Raw genomic sequence first — 24,023 nt, forward strand, 5'->3', positions numbered from 1 at the left:
GTCTTTTTTTCTTTACCTCCAAATCTATCCAAAGTAAATGTCGCTATATATATAATAGGTGTAACAAACAAGCACATGCAAGGGCAGAACACCAATAAAAAGAATCGGTAAGAGTTGCTGATAATACAAAAAAACATTACCTTTGCACGTGTGATTGTCCTATGGTGTAATGGTAGCACTACAGTTTTTGGTTCTGTCAGTGGTGGTTCGAATCCGCCTGGGACAACTCTTTTAGATAAGAGTTCTTTGAATATCAGTACTTTCAAAGCGCCTTATCTCAAACATAATTAACTAAATCCATTAATTACCTAAAGTAATAACTCGTGAACTCTCAACTATTGTGTAATATGGTCATCTTAATCTCCTTGAATCAAAATAAGCACATATAAGACTGTTCACACCTATAAGAAAGAAACAAATAACAAGCTCTCTGAATAATTAAGTCACACATTTTTATAACCCTTAAACACCTACAACAATGTCACAAAGATTCTGTTCTAATTGCGGAGCACCTCTTTCTCCTGGTGCAAAACATTGCTCTAGCTGTGGAAATGCTATACCTTCAGAAAACACAGCACAGCCTTATCCACCTGTACAAGATGCGTATCAACGCCCACAATACACTCCACAGCCATCTGGCAATAACGACATGATTAAAGTCTTAATTGGTATTCTTATTGTCCTTGTCATGGCTGGTATCGGTCTTGGAATATGGCTTTTTGCAGGGAAGAGTAAGGAACCTGTGTCACAAGAAACCGATGTACAACAAGAGACTATCAAAGAGATGAAGGCTTCAAACGACTCTATGAAGGCTTCATACGACCAACTGAAGAAGCAGATCGAAAAGAAGAGTAAGGAGCCAGCAAAGGTGCAATACGTAAAACAGAAACCAACTTCTGTTCCACCATCAGAGGCTACTCGCGTCGTTATCAATGGTGTTGGCGTGCGTATGCGCATAGGACCTGGAAAGGAATATGGCTTTTTGCAGTATTATAATGGCAAGGCTTACACAGTATCAAAGGGAACTTCTCTACCCTTCTTAGGGGCATACGGCAACTGGTATAAGGTACTCTTCGATGACGGTGAATACTATGTTTCAGCCGACTTCGCCTACCTTAGATAATAAAGAACATGATATCTATCCATCAAACAACTGCGGTCGGCAAGAACAAAAGATGCTCTTTCCGACCGTTATAGTATATATCTATCAGGAATAAAGGTTATCATTAGATCATCAAAACATGCTTCTTTCCATTCTTAGGAGGCATGAATAACATACTCAAAAAAGGTTTTATACAAAATGAGAAAGTCAATGTTTATGGGTCTTTTAGCTGCTCTAACAGCTGTATCTATCGTTTCTTGCGGTGGGAAAAAAGACAAAGAGAACAATAACGAAGAGCAAGGTGCATCCATGAGTGTCAATGCCAATGGGCTTGCTGTTGCTAAAGACGACAAGACGGCAACAGAAGGTTTACCTTATTCAGGCAATGCTATCAAGGAAGAAGTAGTACTTGATTATGGCAATCGCACTATTCGTACAACGCCAGACACAAGCCTTAGCTTTAAAGACAAGGTCAAAGACAAGAAGAAACTCTTCATTGTTATGTCGAAGAAAGACTATTATCTCTATGTTTACGAGCCACAAGGTAAGGACACAACACTCATTGCTCGCTATGATTGTGCCTTCTCTTTGAAGAAAGGACAAAAGGAGAAAGAAGGCGACATGCGTACTCCGCATTGTACGATAGATAACCCTTTCCAAGTCCAACAGATTGTTCCTGCCTCTAACTGGGAGCACGACTTCGGTGATGGTCGTGGTAAAATCAAGAGTTACGGGGACTATTTTCTACGTCTGAAAACGCCTGGGCACAGTGGAATTGGTATCCATGGAAGTACAAATAACCGTGAGAGTGTACCCGGAAGGGCTAGTGAAGGCTGCATAAGACTAAAGGATGAGGACATAAAAGACCTAGCCGAAAACTATGCAACAGAGGGTATGAAGGTTGTTATCAAGGCTGAAAACGTAGACGATTACCCCTTTGAAATCCATGCAATGAAGCGTCAGAAGATTGAACGTAAGCGTCACTTCGATGCAACAAAAACATTGACCAACGAACAGATAGCAACTGCCACGGCAAAGACTGGACGTGTGAAGACTTCAGATAAGACAGAAGTAAAGGAAGACAAGAAGCCTGTCTCAAAAGAAGAATTGCGTATCGGTGGGGGGAAGATTCCCAATGAGAAAGGTGTACACATTGGTGGTGGGAAACTCACTGCACCAGAGAAAAAGTAAGAACATGGGCTTGTTAAGAAAGATTTTCACGTTGTTCTCTGTTGCTTTCTGCCTTAGTATCGAAGCGCAGACACTCCCTTATTCACCCGACAACATCTGCGAGAAACAGGTGGTTGTGCATGGACTGAAAACGACACGGGCACCAGCTGATGTCTCCATATCGCTTGGCGCAGAGAATAAAAACAACTGTTTCATTGTTATATCGAAGAAGGATTACTACTTATATGTTTATGAGAAGAGGTTAGATGACACAGTTCTTGTTGCAAGATACGATGCTTGTTTTGCAGTAAACAGGGGTAATAAGACTCGAATAGGCGACATGCGCACTCCGCATTGCACACCTTCTATTCCTGCCTTCAGCATATCACAGATATGTAATGCAGCCTCTTGGAAGCACGACTTCCATGATGGTCGAGGCAACATATTGGCTTATGGACCTTATTTCCTGCGTTTGAACATAGGGACAGGAAACCGAAGTATAGGCATACATGGCAGTACGAATAACAGAGAGAGTGTACCGGGATTAGCCAGCGAAGGCTGTATAAGACTGAAAGATGAGGATGTTCGAGACCTTCGAAACCGATATGCTTTTGTCGGGATGAAGGTGATTATCAAGGCAGAAGATGTCGACGACTATCCTTATGAGGTACGAGCGATGGAGCAACTGGGCGAACCCCGATTGCGACACTTCCGTCCACAAACAATCAAGACATCAACAACAAACACACAACGTCAGCTTCCGCAAGGCGTATTTATTAAACAATAACAACAATGGTTCTTAACTATATCTGGATTGCATTATTTGTAATTGGCGTCCTCGTGGGCGTTATCAAACTCATATTCATGGGTGATTACGATGCCTTACCAGCAATGATGGACTCCACATTCGAGGCTTCGAAGGTTGGTTTTGAGATGACATTAGGACTGACAGGCACACTTACTCTATGGATGGGAATGCTGAAGATAGGCGAAGATAGTGGCTTGGTGCAACGCTTAGCCAACTTTCTTAGTCCCGTACTCACCAAACTCTTCCCTGATATACCTAAGGGGCACCCTGCGTTGGGATCGATATTTATGAACTTCTCTGCCAATATGCTGGGACTTGATAATGCGGCAACTCCTGTGGGATTGAAGGCTATGCAGGAGTTACAAAGCCTTAATCCGAAGAAGGACACAGCAAGTAATCCGATGATAATGTTCCTCGTTTTGAACACTTCTGGTCTAACGATTATCCCCGTATCTATCATGGCTTACAGGGCAAAAGCAGGTGCTGCCGACCCGACAGATGTGTTTATTCCAATGTTACTCGCCACTTTGTGTTCCACACTCGTGGGACTTTTGGTCACGTCTATATACCAGAAAATCAATCTATTCAATAAGGCTATCCTCACCGCAGCGGCTGTTGTTGCAGCATTGGTAGCAGGACTCTTCACTGCAATTCATGGTATGGACACCGAACAAACACAACATTTTTGTCGAATCCTCACCAGTTGCATTATGTTAGGAGCCATCCTTCTCTTCATCTATGCAGGCTGGCGGAAGAAGTTGAACGTCTATAACTCATTCATAGAAGGAGCCAAAGGCGGATTCAAAGTGGCGGTTACTCTGATTCCTTATTGCATAGCCATCCTCGCAGCAGTAGGCGTTTTCCGTGCATCAGGAGCACTCGATATGTTCCAAGACACCATCAAAGCAGGTGTAGAAATGCTCGGAATGAATAGCGATTGGGTAAGTACTCTCCCTGTAGCATTGATGAAGCCACTCAGTGGACCAGGTGCGCGAGGGATGATGTTGGAGTGTTTTAACTCATTCGGAGTCGACTCTTTCATCGGACATACAGCCAGTATCTTACAAGGAAGCACGGACACAACCTTCTATATCCTAGCTATTTACTTTGGAAGTGTGGGTATTAAGAAATACAGATATTCAGTTGTTTGTGGCGTAATGGCGGACATTGCAGGTATGATAGCAGCCGTTCTCTTCAGCTACTTCTTCTTTGCTTAATGCAAGAACACGGCAAAAAAGTAGGAAGAATATTTGATTATAACATACAAAAGTATTACCTTTGCACCGCAATTGTCCTATGGTGTAATGGTAGCACTACAGTTTTTGGTTCTGTCAGTGGTGGTTCGAATCCGCCTGGGACAACGTTGAAATCCGCTGATTCTGGTTGAGTCTGCGGATTTTTTTGATTACACTAACAACCTAAATTACTATCTTTTATGAATTACCTAACAAGTAAACTCAACAAGACTTTTTTGTTTTTAACGATGTTATTAGGCTGTTGTTTGAACTCATCAGCAGGCAATCGTGACTCGTTAGCACTGACTCCTCCAATGGGATTCATGACTTGGAACAAGTATGGAGAGGATATTAACGAGCAATTAATACGACAAATTGCAGACAAGATGGCGGCTGATGGCTATGCAGAAGCAGGCTATCAATACATCTTTATTGACGATGCTTGGCAGGGAGGACGTGACAAACGCAATAACATTATACCTGATCCTGTGAAGTTCCCAAGCGGTATGAAGGCTTTAGCTGACTATGTTCATAGTCGTAGATTAAAGCTCGGTATCTATTCGGATGCGGCTCCTTTGACCTGTGCTGGCTATACTGCTAGTTATAACTTTGAGGAACAAGACGCAAAGACCTTCGCTGAGTGGGGAATGGACTACCTGAAATACGACTATTGTCACGCTCCTTCTGATAGCGCAGTTGCCCACGAGAGATACAAACGAATGGGTGATGCACTGGAGAAATCAGGGCGAAAAATAGCTCTCGGAGTGTGCGAATGGGGACAACTCAACCCCGAACTATGGGCAAGACAGGCTGGTGGTTCGTTGTGGAGAATAAGCTATGACGTGCGAGATATGTGGAAGGACATAGTGAAACAAGGTGGTATGGGCATTTTAGACATCATCGACATCACCGAACCTCTTTACTCTTTTGCTGGTCCAGGACACTGGAATGACATGGACATGCTGATTGTTGGACTTGAAGGGAAAGGCGGTCCGTCAAGCGATTTAGGTGGTATTGGCTGTACATATACGGAGTATCAGACCCAAATGTCTATGTGGTGCATGTTCGCCTCGCCCTTGGCTATGAGTCACGATATACTCAATGAGAATGCAGCAACACGTCGAATCCTACTCAACAAAGAGATTATTGCCATCAATCAAGATACTCTTGGCAAGGCTGCTCGGCTTGTTCAGCGCATTGGAGAGTGCCGTGTTTATCATCGTCAACTGACGAATAACCGACAGGCAATAGCTATTATGAATCCTTCTGACAAAGCTCAACGCATTAGCTTGCCCTTATCTTTCCTTGGCAAGAGTGCCAAATATGACTTTAGAGATGTTTGGGAACACAAGAACACATCGGTTAAGAAAGCATGGGAAGGTAAGTTAGAAGCCCACGAAACAAAAGTATTTATCATTACAGAAAAGTAATGTTCTAACCATAAGAAAGGCTTAATACGAATTCGTATCAAGCCTTTTTCTATTGCAACAAACACTCCTTTAGAATCCGTCTTAACCATCTACAGGATTATTACAAGTGCTTTGGAGAAGTATTACAAAGCACTTGGAGAAGTATTACAGATGCCTTGTAATAATCTGGAGAGGCATGAATTGGATCAGAGAACATAAAGGAATGGAGGGATAAACACGATGTTTACCCCTCCACTGTCATATTTCATAATGTTTAGTCAACCTATAATCGCAACTGAGAGAATTAGATTTTACCAACGAGATCAATGCTTGGCTTCAATGTCTTTGCGCCTCTCGTCCATCTTGCTGGACAAACTTCTCCATCGTGAGTAGCGACAAATTGAGCTGCTTCAACCTTACGCACTAACTCTTCTGCATTGCGTCCTATGCTGTTATCTTGTATTTCTGCAACCTTGATACGGCCTTCTGGATCCACTAAGAATGTGCCACGATAAGCCACACCCTCATCCTCTTTGTAAACACCAAAGCCACGGCTCAATACGCCTGTAGGGTCAGCAAGCATGGTGTACTTAATCTTCTTGATGCTTTCAGATGCGTCATGCCATGCCTTGTGGACGAAGTGTGTATCGCAACTAACCGAGAATACCTCAACACCCATAGCCTTTAATTGCTCGTACTTATCAGCAAGATCCTCTAACTCAGTAGGACATACGAATGTAAAGTCAGCTGGATAGAAGAAGAACAAAGCCCACTTGCCTTCGATATCCTTGCTTGATACGCTCTTGAACTGTCCGTCTTGGAAGGCTTGAACACTAAATTCTGGTGCTAATGAATTGATAATTGGTTCCATATATGAATATACTTTAATTATGAGAAAATGTTTTGTTTTGTGATGCAAAGATAGAATTTATATTCGTCATGACCAACTGATTATTTCTATCAGATGATAGAGAAAATCTATAAAGGACGTTAGGAGCATTGATAATGAAGTACTTACAGCGTGTTAGTAGTCGTCAATAATAATTGAGAATATTGATACCTATAAATCATGATTATCACTTGTTTTTAGATTTATTACAGGCTAAGTCAATCTGAATTCAGCTTTTTATTCCTATATTTGTTGCATTCTTTATAGCTCAATAAGACGATGACACTACAGCAATTAGAATATGTTATGGCACTGTATCGGCTCAAACATTTTGCCAAAGCAGCCGATGAGTGCAATGTAACACAGCCCACTCTAAGTTCGATGATACAAAAGTTAGAGAATGAGTTGGGCGTTAAGATCTTCGATAGAAAACAGCAACCCATACAGCCAACAAAGGCTGGTAGGGTGGTGATAGAGCATGCGTGGAAGGTTCTCACACGTGCAAAGAAACTAAAACAGACGATAGAAGAGGAGCAGAAAACGCTTACAGGAACCTTTGAAGTGGCTGTTTTGCCAACGATAGCACCTTATCTTATTCCACGATTCTTCCCCCAGTTGATGAAAGAACACCCTGAAATGGATGTGAGAATAACGGAGATGAAGACGGATGAAATGTGCCGTGCGATTAGAAGGGGGAATATTGATGCAGGGATATTGGCACAGGTGAGTGGTTTGGAAGAGATGAATTGCACCACACTCTACCATGAACAGTTCCTGGCTTATGTAGCGAAAGAGGATCCATTGTACGCTTGTAAGTTCATACGACCAGCCGATTTGTCAGGAGAATACCTATGGTTATTGGACGAAGGGCACTGTTTTCGAGATCAACTTGTTAAGTTCTGCCATCTTAAATCGGCTTCATTGAGCAAGAAGAGTTACAATCTCGGGAGCATAGAAACCTTTATGCGCATTGTTGAAAATGGTAAAGGGGTGACCTTTATACCGCAATTAGCATTGCCACAACTCAATGAAGAGCAACGCAAACTGGTGCGTTCTTTTGCCCATCCTGTGCCTTCGCGTGAGATAGTTATGATGACTTCGCCTAATTTCATACGGCATACATTGTTGGAGATGTTGGTGAATCGCATCCGAGAATCAATACCTGAAGAGATGAAGAAATAGATATTTTGGACTGGCGAAAATAGACTTTTAGAAACGAAAAAGGCTGTATCAAATATCCAACAAACGATTGGAAACATTTGATACAGCCTTGTTCTTTATAGATAGAAAATGCGTTCTTGTGAATTACTTGAACTGATTTTCAACGATTTCACTCAATACTTCCTTGATATCTAAGCCTGCTGCACGCACCTGTTGAGGGATGAAACTGGTGGCAGTCATGCCTGGTGTGGTGTTAATCTCAAGCATATTGATAACGTCATTGCCCTCTTTATCCTTCGAGATGATATAGTCAATGCGGATGATACCATTGGCATGAAGGATGTCATAAATGCGACTGGTTTCTGCTGCTACACGCTTTGCAGTGTCGGGATTGATACGTGCTGGGGTTATTTCCTGCACCTGTCCGTTGTATTTCGCATTGTAATCAAAGAACTCATTGCTGGTTACTACTTCCGTAGCAGGGAACACAATGGACTTATCTTTAGTCTTATAAACACCTTGCGAGATCTCTGTTCCATCCAAGAAACCCTCTATCATGACCTCATCACTCTCCATAAACGCAACGCGAAGGGCTGGTGCTAACTGGTCAATGTTCTTTACCTTTGATACACCAAAGCTACTTCCATCAGCAGCGGGCTTAACGAAACAAGGCATACCAAGACGTTTTTCGATTTCCTCCTCATTGTATTCTTCACCACGACGAAGCAATATGCTGTCTGCAACATTTACCCCAAAGCCACGGAGATAATTGTTCAGAACGTACTTGTCAAAGGTTAATGCCTCGACTAAAACGCCTGATGTTGAATAAGGAAGGTGTATCAAATCGAAGTAACCTTGCATGATTCCATTCTCGCCAGGGGCTCCATGAATGGTAATATACGCATAGTCGAACTCTATGTGTTTACCATTTTCGATAAAAGAAAAGTCGTTCTTATCAATAGGAGCAGATGTCCCATCCTCTAACTCAACGTGCCAATCAATGCCTTTAACATCTACGATATATATATTATAACGTTCCTTGTCAAAGAAAGAATACAATCCTTGTGCTGAATGCATTGATACATCATGTTCTGATGAGTCACCACCACATACGATGGCAATCGTTCGCTTCAAATCTTTCATTATACCTGTTTATTTAGTTCTATCTAACTGTTCCTGTCGTTCTCATTATGTTCTTGAGAGATAGAAACCTGTTTTACTTATCTTATCATGTACTATTACTGATTGTCAATACCTGTATGCCCATTGATAAACTCACGCCACTTCGTTATCAGTGAGGCTAAGTCTTGAGGCAAGTCACTCGTGAAATCCATTTGTTGACCAGTAACCGGATGGACGAAACCAAGTGTTCGGGCATGGAGTGCTTGACGATTACAAAGGGTCAAGCAGTTGCGTATGAAGGCTTTATAAGAGCTTGATCTCTGACCACGAAGGATCTCTGTTCCACCATAACGTTCATCTCCAAACAGGGGGTGACCGATATGTTTCATGTGTGCACGAATCTGATGTGTACGTCCCGTTTCAAGTATACATTCGATGAGAGTTGTATAGCCGAAACGCTCAAGAACACGGTAATGAGTGACGGCAGGCTTGCCTATCTCTGAATCAGGAGGGAATACTGTCATGCGAAGTCTGTCCTTTGGATCACGTGCAATATTACCTTCTATACGCCCTTCATCAGCTGTTAGATTACCCCAAACGAGGGCATTATAACTGCGATGGGTAGTCTTATTAAAGAACTGTTTACCTAATATTGTCTTTGCATCAGGGGTCTTCGCAATCACCAATAAACCGCTTGTGTCTTTGTCAATTCGGTGCACTAACCCAACCTCTGGGTCGTTTGGGTCGAATGAAGGTAAGTCCTTCAAGTGCCAGGCAATAGCGTTAATCAATGTTCCATGAAAGTTCCCTGCACCTGGGTGAACGACTAATCCTGCAGGCTTATTGACCACCATTAAAGCATTGTCCTCATATACGATATCCAATGGAATATCCTCTGCTTCAATAGAGTTATCATGCTTCGGTCTGTCAAGCATCAGTGTAATTGTATCCTCTGGGCGTACCTTGTAATTGCTCTTAACAGGTGCTCCATTCACATGAATGAAGCCCGCATCGGCTGCCTTCTGAATACGATTACGACTGGAGTGTTGCATGCGTTCGAATAGAAACTTATCTATTCTCACTGGCACCTGACCTTTATCAACCTCTACACGGAAGTGTTCGTACAACTCGCCATCACCCTCTTCTGACTCTGTGGAAGTCAGTAAGTCATCAGAAAGCTCATCGTCATATAGCATTTCCTCGTCCGTTCTCATCATGCTTTATTCAGTCGGTTTCGTTGATGAAGGATCTGCAGGTAAACCTGAATGAGAGGAAGAATTAGAACTACCAGAGCCTGACTTCCCTCGTTCATCCTTTATTTCATTGCCGTTCTCATCTACTGGCACTTCCACATACTCATATACTTCATCATACTTCGGACGCTTCTCCTCCACTTCTACATCTTCATATTCAGGCTCGTTCAAACCTGATGTATCAGTTATTTCTCGTGTACCATCTCCTACCTGTAAGACGATCACAGCATCTGCAGGTACACGATCGCCAGCTTGCACATGTTTGCCATTTACAAGAATACCATATATCCAGTCTTTCTCACCTGGTATATATTCTGGCTCACCAACTTTGAATCCCATAGATAATAACTGGGCTTGCGCCTCACGCAAAGAGTTATTGTCTATGATGTCAGGAATAACCAAAGAAGGCGCACTGGCAGCGTTAATTGTAACATAGATAACGTGTGTGGACTTAACGCGCTTACCACCAACTGGAGATTGCTCAAGTATGCAATCAGGAGGAAGATCCTTAACATATCCAGTGTCGGTAACCTCTATCTTTAGTCCAACCTTGTCCATGATATCAACCGCATCATCGTATTGTTTATGAATAACGTTCGGCACCACGATGGATTCACCGTGTAAGGTATAGTAGTCAAGACCGAACCTAACTCCTATTGCCAACAATAGAACAAGTATCACGATAGCAAGGATATTGCCCCAGATATATGTGCTATTAAACTTATGGAAGAACTCTCTTGATGTCATCAATCTAATTAACTGACCTTAATAATAGATGCGGCAAAGGTAGATAAAAAAACGGAAAGAAGCAAAGATTACCCTCTACTTCTTTCCGCTTCTGCGCTAATTCCCTAGGGGGACAGCGTCTCGTTCTTACTTACCGTGATGTTCGTCAGAAACAGTTAACTTCTTACGACCCTTGGCACGACGTGCTGCTAATACGCGGCGACCGTCCTTTGTAGCCATTCTCTCACGGAAACCGTGCTTGTTTACACGACGACGATTGTGAGGCTGAAATGTTCTTTTCATTGTTCTTATCCTATTTTATTGTTATTATGCGAACTCTTTTCGACAGGATAAGACCTGTCGTTACGGGTTGCAAAATTACTTAATCTTTTTGAATTAACCAAAGAAACCATGTTTTTTACGCCTTTTATTTATGTTTTTCCTATAATTTCTGTAACTTTGCAGCGCGTTAAGTAGATGAAAAAGAACAAAAAGTAACAAATTAGATATTAGTAAATTATGATTAATTCACAGGAAATTAAGATTGGAACTTGTATCCGTCTTGATGGCAAGATTTGGACTTGTATCGACTTCCAACATCGTAAGCCAGGTAAAGGTAACACCGTCATGATTACCAAACTGAAGAATGTTGCTGATGGTCGAGTACTTGAGCGCACATTCCAGGTAGGTTTCAAGCTCGAGGATGTACGCGTTGAACGTCGCCCATATCAGTACCTTTATCAGGATGCAACTGGTTACATCTTCATGAATCAGGAAACATTTGAGCAGATTCCTATCCCTAAGCACCAGATTACAGGTTCTGACTATATGAAAGAAGGTGACGTTGTTGAGGTTGTTACTGATACCTCTGATGGCACAATCCTTCTTGCTGAAATGCCTGTTAAGACAACGCTTACTATCACTCACAGTGAGCCAGGTGTAAAGGGTAACACTGCAACAAATGCAACTAAGCCAGCAACACTTGAGACAGGAGCAGTCGTTCGTGTTCCATTGTTCATCAATGAGGGTGAGGTTATCCAGATTGATACTCGCGATGGTAGCTACCTGGGACGCGTTAACGCCTAAGCCTCTCCTGCCTCGCAAGAGATAAACTACGAAACAATAAGAAAGACCATTTCAATACTCATCCTAGAGTAAAGAAATGGTCTTTTTGTACTGCCTCCCCAAGCCCCTCCGAAGGAGGGGATGTCCTTATTGCATATAGTTTGAAACGCCTGAAAGTATGTAAGAGGCTAAGGCACATCCCCTCCTTCGGAGGGGCTTGGGGAGGCTTCTTTGGGGGCTTTCTACCCTACTACCGGTCCACCCTCCTCTTTATTCTCCTTTTCTTTCGGCTCGGGGTCAGGGGATGGACTTTTCTCTTTCTGTTTCCTCCTAGCAGGGTTGTCCACCTCAATCTGAATATCCTTTAGAGCTTTCCGAATAGGCTCTTTCCAGGTAACAATGATGCGAGGATACTTAAGCGATTCAGCACAGACATCCTTTTCATTCTTCTCCATCTTTGATGGGATAGATGTCCGGAATGAAAAGATGTCGCCCAAGTCGAGCGAACCACCCAACGAAACCACCTCTTTGGTGATGTTCTTCAACGTGATAAGCACGTTACGCACGTCGCCTTCACTCAACGAAGTCTCACGTACAATACGCTCTACGAGCCACGACGATGAAAACTTGTTTACTGACTTCGGTACAGCACTATAAGCCTTCTGTCCTTGACGAGGTCCTATACGTAGGACATTTTCTATTACTTTAAAACTAATCATGATAAAAAATTAGATTGTTGTTAATAAAAAGGAGTGTGCCGATACAGGCACAACTCCATGAATTTCATATCTTCTTTTCCTCCATCACCCTTTCTTTAACAAGTCCCTAATGATTCCTTTAACAAGTCCTCGCATCTTTCTTTAACAAGTCCTCTCCTATTCCTTTAAGACATCCTAAAGGATTGATATTGGGAATACAATAGGCTTGCTATTGGACATCCTCAAGGAATCCTATTGGGAATACCAAAGTATTCCTATTGGACATCGGAAGTGAATGATATTGGGAAACCCTTAATCGTCCTCCCAATGAGAGGCTGACGATTCGGAACTGGCAGCCTTTTCCTCATCCTCTTCATCGAAGAAGCCAGGCTTAGCGAGCCCCTCATCCTCACCTACTGAGTGGGAACTGATGATGAACTGGGCGATATTATCGTGGGTTATCATCTCTATGGATGCTGTTTTCGGTGTGATATACTCCTTTTTCATTGTTGTCTTCATTTTTACTTGATTACTTTCTTTCCATTGATGATATAAATGCCGTGGGTAGGATTCGTTACGCGGCGACCTTGGAGATCATAAACGACATCGTCCTGCTGCTCGCCATTCGTTGGCACATTCTGAATACCTGTTGTCTCTGCCTCTTCACGAGCGGCATCGAAGTCGAAAACAATTGACTTAGCACGTGCCACTGACTCGTCCAGACGCAGACCTGCACGGTGAGCTTTCAATTTGATTGACATTCCACTACGTGTGCCTTGCTTATAGAATCCCATTCCCTGGTCGCCGTTGGCGAGGACGTAGAACCGCTTGCCTGTAGCCGAGAACTGCTGCTCTGTAGCGGTGCCGATAAGCAAGTTGCCTGCCACGTTCTCTTCTGTACCTGTCACGTTTGCTTCGTAGGTTACGGTGCTATTGGCTGGACCTTGCAGAACAAATCCCGTCTGCTTCGGGATAATCTTGCCTGCTGTGAATGCCTTTACCACAGCCTGGTCGGGAGTGGTGACGCTTCCGCTTGGGGTGACTCCCGTAATGATGTAGGCCGTGCAGCCAGTAGGTACCTTGAAGTTCTCGTTCTCGAGATAGTAGGTTATGTAGCCGGTTGTGCCGATATTAACTTTCTCACGGTATTTACTAGCATGGTTAGCCCATCCTGCTGTTGCTTGATAAGCATTTGTTGCATCAACCGGAACATATATTGTAACCAGTTTGTCATTGCTGTTATTTAGGAATCCAGACAATGGTGGATTAGTTAAGGTAGCAGGTGTTGGATTCATAAATGTTATTTCCTCCAAATCTTCCATATAGTCAAATGCTCTGCAAGATATAGTATGTACACCACTTGGGACTTCAAGAGTTTTAATGTAGGCATGCCCAAAAACATTACTACCGATTGTTTGCAGTGTCTGGGGGAGTTTAGCTTCTTTCGTCCATCGTGAATTGTCATTGTTCCAGAATACATAATCATTTAATGCTGTGATTTTGGTATTTGATATATCCAAATTTGGCTGTGTCAAGTGTCTAGCAAACTGAAAAGCATTTTCCCCAATTTCTTCCAAGGTAGATGGGTAATAAAAATCTTCCATCCAGATACAACCATCGTATTTACAACCGATTATTACTCAATATTTTATAGATAATAAGTCAGAAATATGGTTGTTATTTTTAATTGCACATTCTAAAAGGTGAAGATTTAACGCTTTTATTGATTATTAACTCAAAAAGGACATCAACTTGGGTCGTTTCTTCTCTTTTCCTTGCTATTCGTTTCCGATATTCCACTTTTGTTTTGGTCTATCTCATATGTACTGCAAAGGTATTGATTTTTGTTTGATATTGCTCCTTGCTTGCTCCTTGTCGTAGATTAATTTTCACACAGGAATTTTTGTTCTCTTTCTATAGGGGCTTGAAACAATCCATTTATTGGAAACAATTAAAGACGGAGCTGGTTTGCCCCAGTGCTTTTTAAGAAACAGGGCAATTATTTTATCTCCACAAAGGCTCTTGTTCCCAATTATGAGGAAAGCCTAATAAACGAGTTCTTACTGATGGGTATTTCGATAAAAGCTGCTTGAAATCTGCAACAAAAGTGTTGCCCATAGAAATGGAGTTAAGCCAATACACCACATAGCAGAGTTGCGGATAAAGTGTTTGTTCACGGAACGAGAAATCCGTAATCCATGTGTTTGGCATACGCATAGGCATCATTGGCTTGACAGGAAAGACCCGATTTGACAGTCTTGAATGATGGGCGCAGCAATTACGAAGTACGGGTCTGGGTACGGATTAAAAGGCTAAGTGATTATTTCCAGTCATTTAGCCTTTTTAATTATCTAATTTTTCCCCACATTTTCCCCACAGCTGTCTATTTATATATTTTAGAAACATATTTTTCCGTAAAGTTATGTACCTTTGTCGGCAAATAAAGATATTCTCGTCAAACAAATATAAATAATATAAACATGGAAAAAAACAGAAAAAAACAAATCGTAGTTTTGAGTATAGCTTTAGTTTGCATTTTCATCTTGGTATTTTCATTGTTCCATAAATCAGCGACAAAAGATAGCGCAAATCCTCCTTTAACAAATGTTTTGACTGATAGCATTTCTCAAATTGTCTCAGCTTGTCCTGGCGAAATTGGTGTGGCGGTTATTGTTAATAACAGAGATACGGTTAAGGTCAATAATAAGAGTGTTTATCCTATGATGAGTGTGTTTAAGGTTCATCAGGCATTAGCTCTTTGTAATGACTTTGACAATAAAGGAATTTCACTTGATACCTTAGTAAATATAAATAGGGATAAACTTGACCCAAAGACTTGGAGTCCTATGCTGAAAGATTATTCAGGGCCAGTCATATCATTGACAGTGAGAGATTTGCTGCGTTATACTCTTACTCAGAGTGACAACAATGCAAGCAACCTTATGTTTAAGGATATGGTTAATGTCGCTCAAACAGATAGTTTTATAGCCACACTCATTCCTCGTTCAAGTTTTCAGATAGCTTATACGGAAGAGGAAATGTCGGCTGACCATAACAAGGCTTACTCTAACTATACATCTCCTCTTGGTGCTGCAATGTTGATGAATCGTTTGTTTACTGAAGGTCTTATCGATGATGAGAAACAAAGTTTCATTAAGAATACGTTAAAAGAATGCAAAACAGGTGTAGATAGGATAGCAGCTCCACTTCTTGATAAAGAAGGGGTTGTTATAGCGCATAAGACAGGTTCAGGTTATGTTAATGAAAATGGTGTTCTTGCAGCTCACAATGATGTTGCCTATATATGTCTGCCTAATAATATCAGTTATACCTTAGCGGTATTTGTTAAGGATTTCAAGGGAAATGAATCACAAGCGTCACAATATGTTGCGCATATATCAGCTGTAGTATATTCTTTATTAATGCAAACTTCAGTAAAATCTTAAACTGCACTTGCTTTGATAATTAATGATAAACAATCTAAAAGCACTCTAATCGTTATCGGAGTGCTTTTAGATTACTAATCAAATTGCTTCTATTATAATTTGAATCCTCTACTTTTTCTTTCTTCCTGTTGCGGCACTCTTGCTCCATATCTAAGCCTGTGCCATTGCTCCCTGAACCAGTCGGCAATCGGCTTCCTGTTTATTGTCAGGTTCAGCCTGCTTTCATCGTCAGGGTCATTTTCCACCCTTAAAATATCATCCTTTATATCAAAGTTCCGCCTGTGTTGCTCGGAATAGATTTTACCGCTACATTTCAGGGCTTCTTTTTTGACTATAAGACTTTCAGTCATTTCTTTAGAGAATCCCAGCATGGCACAAAACTTTTCCATGCGCAGCATTTCCCTGAACATCGGAAACCACCTGAAAGCCTTGTCTATGATTCTGGCGAGCCGTGACAGTTCTTTTTCTTTCATGTCAAGTTCCTGCCTGTGCATTTCTCTGAGATTGTGGATTTGCGTATCATGCTGTTTCTGCATCTGCTGTACTTGGCTCTGCAATTTTTCAATATTGGTGTTCCGTTTTGAAACCTCGTCTTGCAGTTTTTCGTTGGCACGTTCCAGTTCTTTCAGTTTTCCACTCCCGAAAAGAGAAGCAACTCCACTAGTTATGGCTGTCGCTGCCGTGGTGGCTGTCTTCTTTAACTTGTCAGTGCGTATTTCTGATTTCACCTGTTTCAGTTCCTGCTCGGCAAGATTTATCTGTTCTTCTTTGTGCCGTTTGGCTGCATCCATGCGTTGCAGTTCAGCTTTCTGCTTCTCAATGATAAAGTCGTTCCGTTCCAGATGCTCCTTACCAGTGACAGCCTTTGACTGCCCGCGTTCCATCAGCAGGATGTCGGATGCAAGGGTCTGCATCTGCATCATGTCATCGTCATTGAGCTTTCGGCTCTTTCCTGTTTCGTGGTTCATCCAGTCGAAAACGATATGGGCATGATAGTTCGGCTTGAACCATCTGTCCCCGACTTTGAAGCTTTCCCTGTCTTCCGCTTCCGGCTGACCGTTCAGCCAATGCCCTTCATCCTTGTGCAGGAAGATTTGCAGCGGTGTGATTCCCCAGCGTCTTTGACACTCCTCACCGAATTTACGCACGTCTGCCAGTGTGGTGTCCGACCTGACAAGCAGCACTCCTTCACGTATGGGGGAGCATCCCGCAATCTTGACTATTTTACCGTTCTTGCCTTTGCGTTCACGCTCCTTTTCCTGCATGGCACGTCCGGTCTTTTCCTTTACCATCTGTCTGATATTGTCATAATGCATCCGCAAATTCGGACTGCCGAAGTCGGGATTTATCCACTGTTCGTTATCGGTGGATAGTTCAGGAACGACATAGATTCTGGACTCTCCGATGTGGCGCATGTATTCGGCAGTCCTCCTGTTGTGAGCCTCGCTCGATGCGATGTTGCAGGGCTTGATATGTATGCTTGATTTTGTTGCCATAGATACTTGTTTTTTGGTTTGTACTTTATTGTTTGCTTTTCCGCTGTCCGTAAACGCATGGGGTTCTTAGGGGTGCAACCCATAAGCGGAGATTGCAAAGAGAGGGTCACTCTTTGCTCTGGGTTCTCAGGGGAGAAACGCCCTGAGTGGGTCATTAGGGTAAAACCCTAATCCCCTCGGGAGAGCCCACAACTACGTAAGCGGAGCGTGTAGTTATAGTGGGCTATATCAATGGCAAGCCATTGTCTGCAAACTCCAGCCTACGGCTTCCGCTCTCCTCCGTCAGGGAGGTTTTTCATCATCGTTGCCGATTGGAGATGCACCGACCAGCACAAGGTCTAAATCGTCTATCAGTTTTTGCAGGACGGGATTCTTCTCTATCATCCGCTGGAGGATTCTCTCAGCCTCGACCAAGTGGTTGGCTGTACTCATCACCTTGCCCTCCCGTATCTGAAAGATAATCCAATCGGCTATGTCGATATGGGCTTCTTTTTGTTTCGGGGTGGCATTCCTTTCGATGATGTCCGAAACCACCACCTTACAAAAGTACATGCTCTCGGCTCGCTGTTTCCACTCGGCATAAGCATCGGCATCGGGAAAGAGAAGCACGGTTCGCCCTGACAGTACACGGAGTTTCTCTTCTCTCATCTGACTCTTACCACCCGTAGCCAGCCATACATAATCGGGGAAGATAGCAGAACCGATAACGGCACTCTTCTCGGATTCCACCAAGACCACCACCTTGTCGGGATGCGTTTTCAACAAGTGTTCCCCGAAAAGGCATTGGGATAGTTGCCAATCCTCTGCCAACACACGCTGCTTTTTCAATATGCTGTGTATCCAGTTCACTGCCGATGTCTGTCCTCCCTTGATACGGTGTCCGTCTTCGGGATTGTACTGCATCACCTTTCCCGTGCGTACCTTGCCCGTCCTGTCTATCTGCCAAAAGATAACAGAGCCGTCACGGGTAGCCCCCAAACGGTATTCCTCCAACAACCGCTTCAACACCTCTTTCGCCTTGTCGCCATAGTAGGAAGTAAGGAGTGTGAAGAGGAAACGGAAGAAATTGCTACGCTCGCTTTGCGACTTCTCCACATAGTGAGGGGGAATATAGCCGATGGCTGTCGGCTTACTTTGCTGCTTCACTTTCTTCTGCTCTGCTCTTTGCCTGTCAAAAGAGAAATCATTGGTAGTTCTGTGTTCAGGATGCTCTTGAAAATACTCTTTCGGAGTGTAGTGATACCCACAACCGCTTTCGTGGTTACATCTGCCGACCGATGGATGCAACGGCACATTATTTTCGTCCACGTAATAGACGAAAGAATGCCTGTCTCCGCATTTGGGGCAGGTATGCCGTGTTGCCGTTCCTTTATACTTCTGTAATGAATAATTGCCCATAGCTTAGTCCGTTTTTGATGGTTGATTGTCGGCTGTCCCATCCTGTCCCATTGTCCCACACTCTAAGGGTTGGGACAGTGGGACACTTGGGACACCTGCGTTTTTACTCTCTTTGCTGCGCTGGATGATACGGTTTACGGTGGACTTGCCACAATTCACCTGTGAGGCTATCTCCCTGACGGACTTGCCCGATTGGGAGAGTTGCAGAATTTGGCAATCCCTTTGGCTTGATTCATTGTCGCCCAATTTTTTCAAGTGTTCCTTTTCCGTGGAATAGCCCCTGAACACGAACTGCAAGAAAGCATCCACCTTGTCAATCTCGTAAACGATTACATTATCCGCATCATGAGAGAACGTGCCATAGCGCACTTTAAGCTGCTTCACATAGCGAAGCCCTCCGTCTTGGGCACTTTTTCCAATGGTGAACACGCTGTCAAAGAAATTGTAGAGCCGTTTGCTTCCGGCAAGGTCGTTGGATGTGATGGGACAATCCAAAGAGCGTTTGGGCGTATGTGCTAGGACAAGGATAGAGAGCGCATATCTCTTTTTGAGATTGTTCAGCTGAATCATCAGCCGTCCTGCGGCATCGCCTTTCTCCATGGCGCAACACAGGTAGGTAAGATTGTCAATGATGAAAATCTTGCAGTCGGTCTGCACAGCCATCTGTTCAATGCCGCCTATGATAGCTTCCTCAAAGTTGGCATCCAAAAGCTGGTTGCAGTCAATAGACACCCGATAGAGTTTGTCGGGAAAGGTGTAGAGCTCTCCATGCTCGTTGGTATAGCGGAGCTGGAACTGCTTTTCGGACAGTTCAAAGTCCAGATACAGCACATTGTCGGTTCGGGCGATGCGGTCGGCTATCTGCACGGCAAGGATGGACTTGCCCACGTTGGAATCGGCAAACAAGCAGGAGAGTTCCCCCTCGTACCAAAAGCTGTCCCACAGCGCACGGGGCGTAGGCAATAACGATGCTTCAAGAATGGTTTGGTTTGCCGTCTTGATATTCATCATGCCTACACTGTCGGGCATACCGTTATGCGCTTGGGATGCTTTTGTGAGGTCGCCACGTATCAGGTTGATATAGTTCTTATCCTCTTCCATATCATTCACCAGTTACGTGGGTTGGGCTTGCGACGGTGGGAAGAGGATAAGGACTTGTTCAGTTCCTCGTCTGACAACGGTATGGGATTCTTTCGGGCGGTTTCCAGCCACTTGTCCAGTTCGTCACGGTAAAGGCAATAGCGTTTGCCGGGCTTGGTGGCAGGGATTGTCCCTTCTGACAGTTTCATGTAGAGCGTACCCTTAGGGATACCTAAATACTCTGCTGCCTCGTCCACAGACATGGGCACGTGGGTGTCCACCGTTTTGGCATTGTTCACACTGCGCTGCTCGGCGAGCAGGCTTTTCAGGCTCATCACTTCGTCTCGAAGCTGAGCGACAACCTCGGGGAGGTCGTTGAAGGTAAGAATTGATTTTTCCATTCGCGTACTCGTCTCTTTTGTAAGACTTGGCGCAAAGGACTGAAATGATATATCCGTGAATATCTCCACGACACGTCATTGCAAAATAATTCCCGAATAATTAAGCCCAGCCATAAATGACGGGTAAAATTACTCGGGAAACGATGTAAAACAGGCGGTTATGAGTTACCGGATGGTTGTCGTTGGTGTCGTGATTATCCTAATTCCGCACATAATCCTCGGGATAGTGGAAATCAAGTTTGCCGTTTTCGGGTTCATCAATGGGAATTTCCGTCTTTAACGGCTCTACCTTGAAATTCTTGATGGTTGATAAGTCTGTATCAGCAAACGATTTCGGGAAAAGGGCTTTGATGAACTTGGCACGGTTATCCCCATTGTAGTATCTCTTGTACAGGAAACGCTCAGAGATATTCCATACGAAGTGACGGAGTGGAATGTTGTTGATGTCTTTGGTAAACGGTCTTTGTATGGGCTTCGGGGTATAAGTGTTAAGATTCATCCATTTGTCCACCTCAGTACAGATGTGGTTCACGGTTTCTTGGTCGGCAATGCGAGGCAGGTAATAATGGCAATACTCCATGACCATGCGGATGCGCTCTTCCTTTTCCCGTTGCTCTCTGCTTGCGTAATTGGCACGGTTCTTTTCGTGAAGATCCGGGGCGATAGTAAGCTCTATCGGTTGTGTTTGGATAAGTGTCTCTTCTTTTGTCGGGGATGATTCGGGTACAGGCTCAGGGACTGATGTAGGTCCAGGCACAGATGTGGCTTCTTCAAGTGTATTTTGTGACAGTTCTTCCTGCACCTCTATGGCTTCGGCAATCGTTTCTTTCTTGCCGAACTTGATTTTGTAGATTTCGTATGTATCAAAGATAAGTGTCTGAAAGGAGAGATAGAGCAACCATCCCAACAGGTTACAGCATACGAATACTATCCACCTGACAAAGTTGTCTTGGTTGAAGCTGTCCGCTATTACCAGCGTGGCAATGGAAGATATTAGGACGATGGCGAAGCCGACAAAGCCCAAGATGATGTATTTGTCCTTGATTGATGATTCCATATTTCGTTGAGAGATTGAATGTTCCTGTATTATTTTGTGCAAAGTTAATGCTATTTTTCCCAATTACTGCCCGTTATTTGCGGTTAGAACGGTCTTTTTCAATGTATTTCACGAAATGTCATCATATCATACTCTGTTTCATACTCTGAGGGGCTTATAAATGGTGGCATCAAGCCAAAAACATAGAGGGGCGATTATAGCCTTGTAGCCATAACCGCCCCTCTGAATACCTGTCAATGTGAGACATTTATGCCTCCTTGCGCTTCAAGGTTATCTTGTCCACCACCTGACACATCTGCTGCGCTGCTATCTTGGAATAGATTTGTGTGGTGGTAATGTTCTTATGTCCGAGATAGGCTTGGATGACAGCCATGTCCGTTCCCATTTCCACGTGCAGGCTTCCGAAGCTGTGGCGGGTACAGTGAAAGGTGATTTTCTTGGTTATCCCTGCTGCCGTGAGCCACCGTTGGAGTGGTCCTTGCAGCATCTTGTCCTTGAAATCCTCAAAGATAAGTCCCTCGCCCCGTTCTCCCAGCAGTCCATAGGCTTCATCACTGATGGGGTTATGCACTATTTCTTTGGTTTTCTGCATACGGGTGGTAACGAACATCCTGCCGTTGGTGTATGGTTGTATCTGCTGCCACGTGAGCTGTCTGATGTCGCTCTTTCTCAGTCCCGTAAGACAGGCGAAAAGAAAAGCTTTTTTCAAGACCTCCTCCTCACAGGGTGTTTCGGCAAGCCGTATCAGTTCCTCTTGGCTCAAATGCTCCCTGATGGTGGGAATGCACTCGATGCGGTCTAAGAAGCCGTTTGGGTTCTCCTTTATCTTCCTGTCACGGTAAGCGGTGTGCAGCACGGCACGGAAAGTTGACCAATAGCCTGCTGCGGAGTTGATGTGCAGCTTTTGGTTGGTGTGGATGGATTGGGGTGCATCAAGCAGGTATTCCATGAACTTGCGGCACAAATCCACATCCACCTCCTCAAAGGTGCATTTGCCGTTCACGAACCGCTGGAAATGCTTGTATACGTGCTGCCACTTGATATTCTTGCGGTCAGCCAGTCCTTTGAAATAGGCAAGGAAATCGCCCTTCATCTTGGTCTTGTCAAAAAAGCCGTTGTTTTCATTGAAAATGGCTTCGTAGCGCTGGTTGCGCAGGATGACCGCTTTCTTCATCATGCGTGCGTTGAAGTCCCGTTCCTGCTGGTTTGCAGGTTTGGCGAAGATGTAAATTCCTAAGGCTTCACGTGTAATCACTCTCATGGTGACATTGTCACGGTAGCCGGGATAGTAGTCAAGGCATAGTGAATACTGTGTCCCGTTCTTAATCTTGCGCTTACGCAAGGTAACTGTTTTGCATTTACTCATAATAATTATGTTTTAATTGGTTGTATACATTTTGGAGTTGTATCCATGTTTCCGATGGCAAAGGAACAACGTGAAATATCCGTGAATACCTCCACGATACATCATTTTGAAATAATTTTCGATAATCCCGATTTTTCACGGTTATTTGTTCCTTTCAGCCATGACACGCTCCACATCTGAGCGCAAAAGCAGGTTTTTCACACCCACCTTTATCTTTTCGATGTGCTTCACCTTGACGATATGGCAGATGTTGGCTGACGAAAGACCATAGATTTGCTGCACCTGCTCAACGGTATAGTAGCGTTCATCGTTCACAAGGTCAGTTCTGCGGAGTTCGTTCAAATGTGATTTGGAGTAATAGGTACGCCCGTACTCTCTTTTAGTGGGTATCTTATGGCGATAGGTGTAGGCACGGAGTGCGGTCGGCTTCATGCCGAACAGTTCCTCCACCTCCTCGGTCAGTAGCCAGTCGGTAATTTCGCTAATATCAACTGCCACACCGAAAAACTCGTCAATATGCTTCTTGCTGTAATAGTTCTTTCCTGCGATACGGCAGATGGGGATATGGTTACGCTTGGCGGAAGTGTAAAGCCATGACTGCTTTACCTTAAAAAGGGACATCACCTCCTCGCCCGAATAGAAGTCCAACACTTCTTCGCTTTCCTTTTCCCTTTTTTCTCTTTTGGCAGGTAAGGAAGATGAAGATGATTTCCTTGGTGTGGAGGTGTTGCCGGGCAGGATGCGGTGATAGGGATTGCCCTCCAACATCTGCTCGATGTCGGCTCTGCGGATGAATGCCATGCGGTTGCTGATGCGTGAGGCTTTCAGCTTGCCGATGGCTACAAGTTTGTAAATGTACTGTCGGGAACAGCCCATGAGGATGGCTGCTTTGGAAAAGGTGAGATACTCCTGATGCTGTATCTCCATCAAGGGTTGGGCGACTTTGAAGAGGTTGTTCTTCTGCATCACTCTGGCTCGTTTGGCTTCTGCCTGACAAGCCTCACTGCAATATCTTTGCATACCGCTTCGGGTTACAAAGGACTTGCCGCAAAAACTGCATTTTCTGGTTGCTTTCATACCGTTTTATCGTTTAATGGTTCATTTCTTCAATCCTATATCTCTGAAATGGTAAACGGATGTG

The 24,023-nt window shown here is 43.8% G+C and carries 23 protein-coding genes and 2 tRNA genes; 10 read left to right on the forward strand and 15 right to left on the reverse strand.

Annotated elements, in window-relative coordinates:
• Window positions 1–155: 155 nt before the first annotated feature.
• The 7 genes from O3603_RS07740 to O3603_RS07770 all read left to right on the forward strand — a co-directional run bounded on the left by O3603_RS07740 (window position 156) and on the right by O3603_RS07770 (window position 5,745).
• Window positions 156–226 (forward strand) — tRNA-Gln (locus O3603_RS07740).
• A 252-nt stretch (window positions 227–478) separates the two neighbouring features.
• Complete coding sequence (locus O3603_RS07745; protein WP_371521987.1) at window positions 479–1,123, forward strand: zinc-ribbon domain-containing protein; 645 nt, start codon at window positions 479–481, stop codon at window positions 1,121–1,123.
• A gap of 177 nt (window positions 1,124–1,300) precedes the next feature.
• A complete protein-coding gene (locus O3603_RS07750; RefSeq protein ID WP_371521989.1) occupies window positions 1,301–2,293 on the forward strand; it encodes a L,D-transpeptidase in 993 nt (330 codons plus the stop codon).
• Between the two features lie 4 nt (window positions 2,294–2,297).
• Entirely contained in the window at window positions 2,298–3,059 is a 762-nt protein-coding gene (locus O3603_RS07755; RefSeq protein ID WP_371521991.1) for a L,D-transpeptidase, read from the forward strand.
• A 5-nt stretch (window positions 3,060–3,064) separates the two neighbouring features.
• Complete coding sequence (locus O3603_RS07760) at window positions 3,065–4,297, forward strand: nucleoside recognition domain-containing protein (protein ID WP_371521993.1); 1,233 nt, start codon at window positions 3,065–3,067, stop codon at window positions 4,295–4,297.
• A gap of 73 nt (window positions 4,298–4,370) precedes the next feature.
• A tRNA-Gln gene (locus O3603_RS07765) sits at window positions 4,371–4,441 on the forward strand.
• A gap of 74 nt (window positions 4,442–4,515) precedes the next feature.
• Window positions 4,516–5,745, forward strand: coding sequence for a glycoside hydrolase family 27 protein (locus tag O3603_RS07770; RefSeq protein ID WP_371521995.1), 1,230 nt, complete (start codon window positions 4,516–4,518; stop codon window positions 5,743–5,745).
• Between the two features lie 283 nt (window positions 5,746–6,028).
• Here O3603_RS07770 and ahpC read toward each other — a convergent pair whose 3' ends face one another.
• Window positions 6,029–6,595 carry an alkyl hydroperoxide reductase subunit C gene (gene ahpC / locus O3603_RS07775; protein WP_018910995.1) on the reverse strand — a complete coding sequence of 189 codons (567 nt, stop codon included), beginning with the start codon at window positions 6,593–6,595 and terminating at the stop codon, window positions 6,029–6,031.
• A gap of 297 nt (window positions 6,596–6,892) precedes the next feature.
• Here ahpC and O3603_RS07780 point away from each other — a divergent pair, with 297 nt between their 5' ends.
• Window positions 6,893–7,795 (forward strand): hydrogen peroxide-inducible genes activator, encoded by a 903-nt coding sequence (locus tag O3603_RS07780; RefSeq protein WP_371521997.1) that lies wholly within the window; start codon window positions 6,893–6,895, stop codon window positions 7,793–7,795.
• Window positions 7,796–7,918: 123 nt separating this feature from the next.
• Here the strand turns inward: O3603_RS07780 and O3603_RS07785 are convergent, their stop codons facing one another.
• From O3603_RS07785 to rpmH, 4 genes are all read right to left on the reverse strand, one after another.
• Entirely contained in the window at window positions 7,919–8,917 is a 999-nt protein-coding gene (locus O3603_RS07785) for a D-alanine--D-alanine ligase (protein WP_009433968.1), read from the reverse strand.
• Window positions 8,918–9,012: 95 nt separating this feature from the next.
• Complete coding sequence (locus tag O3603_RS07790) at window positions 9,013–10,110, reverse strand: RluA family pseudouridine synthase (RefSeq protein WP_371522040.1); 1,098 nt, start codon at window positions 10,108–10,110, stop codon at window positions 9,013–9,015.
• 6 nt (window positions 10,111–10,116) lie between these two features.
• On the reverse strand, window positions 10,117–10,896 hold the full coding sequence (locus O3603_RS07795; RefSeq protein WP_371522042.1) for a PASTA domain-containing protein: 780 nt from the start codon (window positions 10,894–10,896) through the stop codon (window positions 10,117–10,119).
• A 126-nt stretch (window positions 10,897–11,022) separates the two neighbouring features.
• Window positions 11,023–11,178 carry a 50S ribosomal protein L34 gene (gene rpmH / locus O3603_RS07800; RefSeq protein WP_004354441.1) on the reverse strand — a complete coding sequence of 52 codons (156 nt, stop codon included), beginning with the start codon at window positions 11,176–11,178 and terminating at the stop codon, window positions 11,023–11,025.
• A gap of 216 nt (window positions 11,179–11,394) precedes the next feature.
• Here rpmH and efp point away from each other — a divergent pair, with 216 nt between their 5' ends.
• The gene (gene efp, locus O3603_RS07805) at window positions 11,395–11,961 is read left to right on the forward strand and encodes an elongation factor P (RefSeq protein WP_004384562.1); all 567 of its coding nucleotides are present in this window, start codon (window positions 11,395–11,397) and stop codon (window positions 11,959–11,961) included.
• A gap of 221 nt (window positions 11,962–12,182) precedes the next feature.
• On the opposite strand, the gene O3603_RS07810 is transcribed toward efp, so the two are convergent.
• The 3 genes from O3603_RS07810 to O3603_RS07820 form a co-directional block, all read right to left on the reverse strand.
• Complete coding sequence (locus O3603_RS07810) at window positions 12,183–12,659, reverse strand: HU family DNA-binding protein (RefSeq protein WP_371522001.1); 477 nt, start codon at window positions 12,657–12,659, stop codon at window positions 12,183–12,185.
• 291 nt (window positions 12,660–12,950) lie between these two features.
• Window positions 12,951–13,145, reverse strand: coding sequence for a hypothetical protein (locus O3603_RS07815; protein WP_371522003.1), 195 nt, complete (start codon window positions 13,143–13,145; stop codon window positions 12,951–12,953).
• A 14-nt stretch (window positions 13,146–13,159) separates the two neighbouring features.
• The gene (locus O3603_RS07820) at window positions 13,160–14,275 is read right to left on the reverse strand and encodes a leucine-rich repeat protein (protein ID WP_371522044.1); all 1,116 of its coding nucleotides are present in this window, start codon (window positions 14,273–14,275) and stop codon (window positions 13,160–13,162) included.
• 843 nt (window positions 14,276–15,118) lie between these two features.
• On the opposite strand from O3603_RS07820, the gene O3603_RS07825 reads away from it, so the two are divergent.
• Window positions 15,119–16,084: a CfxA family broad-spectrum class A beta-lactamase gene (locus tag O3603_RS07825; RefSeq protein ID WP_004339683.1), complete on the forward strand. Its 966-nt coding sequence runs from the start codon at window positions 15,119–15,121 to the stop codon at window positions 16,082–16,084.
• Window positions 16,085–16,176: 92 nt separating this feature from the next.
• Here O3603_RS07825 and O3603_RS07830 read toward each other — a convergent pair whose 3' ends face one another.
• From O3603_RS07830 to tnpA, 7 genes are all read right to left on the reverse strand, one after another.
• Entirely contained in the window at window positions 16,177–17,580 is a 1,404-nt protein-coding gene (locus O3603_RS07830) for a mobilization protein (protein WP_371522005.1), read from the reverse strand.
• Window positions 17,581–17,862: 282 nt separating this feature from the next.
• Complete coding sequence (locus O3603_RS07835) at window positions 17,863–18,978, reverse strand: DUF6371 domain-containing protein (RefSeq protein ID WP_004292742.1); 1,116 nt, start codon at window positions 18,976–18,978, stop codon at window positions 17,863–17,865.
• Between the two features lie 3 nt (window positions 18,979–18,981).
• On the reverse strand, window positions 18,982–20,079 hold the full coding sequence (locus O3603_RS07840) for an AAA family ATPase (RefSeq protein WP_004348225.1): 1,098 nt from the start codon (window positions 20,077–20,079) through the stop codon (window positions 18,982–18,984).
• Window positions 20,080–20,084: 5 nt separating this feature from the next.
• Window positions 20,085–20,459 (reverse strand): excisionase family DNA-binding protein, encoded by a 375-nt coding sequence (locus O3603_RS07845; protein WP_004338328.1) that lies wholly within the window; start codon window positions 20,457–20,459, stop codon window positions 20,085–20,087.
• Window positions 20,460–20,658: 199 nt separating this feature from the next.
• Window positions 20,659–21,516: a transposon Tn4555 protein TnpC gene (tnpC, locus tag O3603_RS07850; RefSeq protein WP_004339687.1), complete on the reverse strand. Its 858-nt coding sequence runs from the start codon at window positions 21,514–21,516 to the stop codon at window positions 20,659–20,661.
• 247 nt (window positions 21,517–21,763) lie between these two features.
• The gene (locus O3603_RS07855) at window positions 21,764–22,882 is read right to left on the reverse strand and encodes a site-specific integrase (RefSeq protein ID WP_004338318.1); all 1,119 of its coding nucleotides are present in this window, start codon (window positions 22,880–22,882) and stop codon (window positions 21,764–21,766) included.
• A 141-nt stretch (window positions 22,883–23,023) separates the two neighbouring features.
• Window positions 23,024–23,959 carry a transposon Tn4555 protein TnpA gene (tnpA, locus tag O3603_RS07860; protein WP_004292844.1) on the reverse strand — a complete coding sequence of 312 codons (936 nt, stop codon included), beginning with the start codon at window positions 23,957–23,959 and terminating at the stop codon, window positions 23,024–23,026.
• Between the last annotated feature and the right edge of the window lie 64 nt (window positions 23,960–24,023).

Origin of the sequence: Prevotella sp. 20925_1_30 (assembly GCF_041433025.1) — a bacterium.
Classification (GTDB): domain Bacteria; phylum Bacteroidota; class Bacteroidia; order Bacteroidales; family Bacteroidaceae; genus Prevotella; species Prevotella vespertina.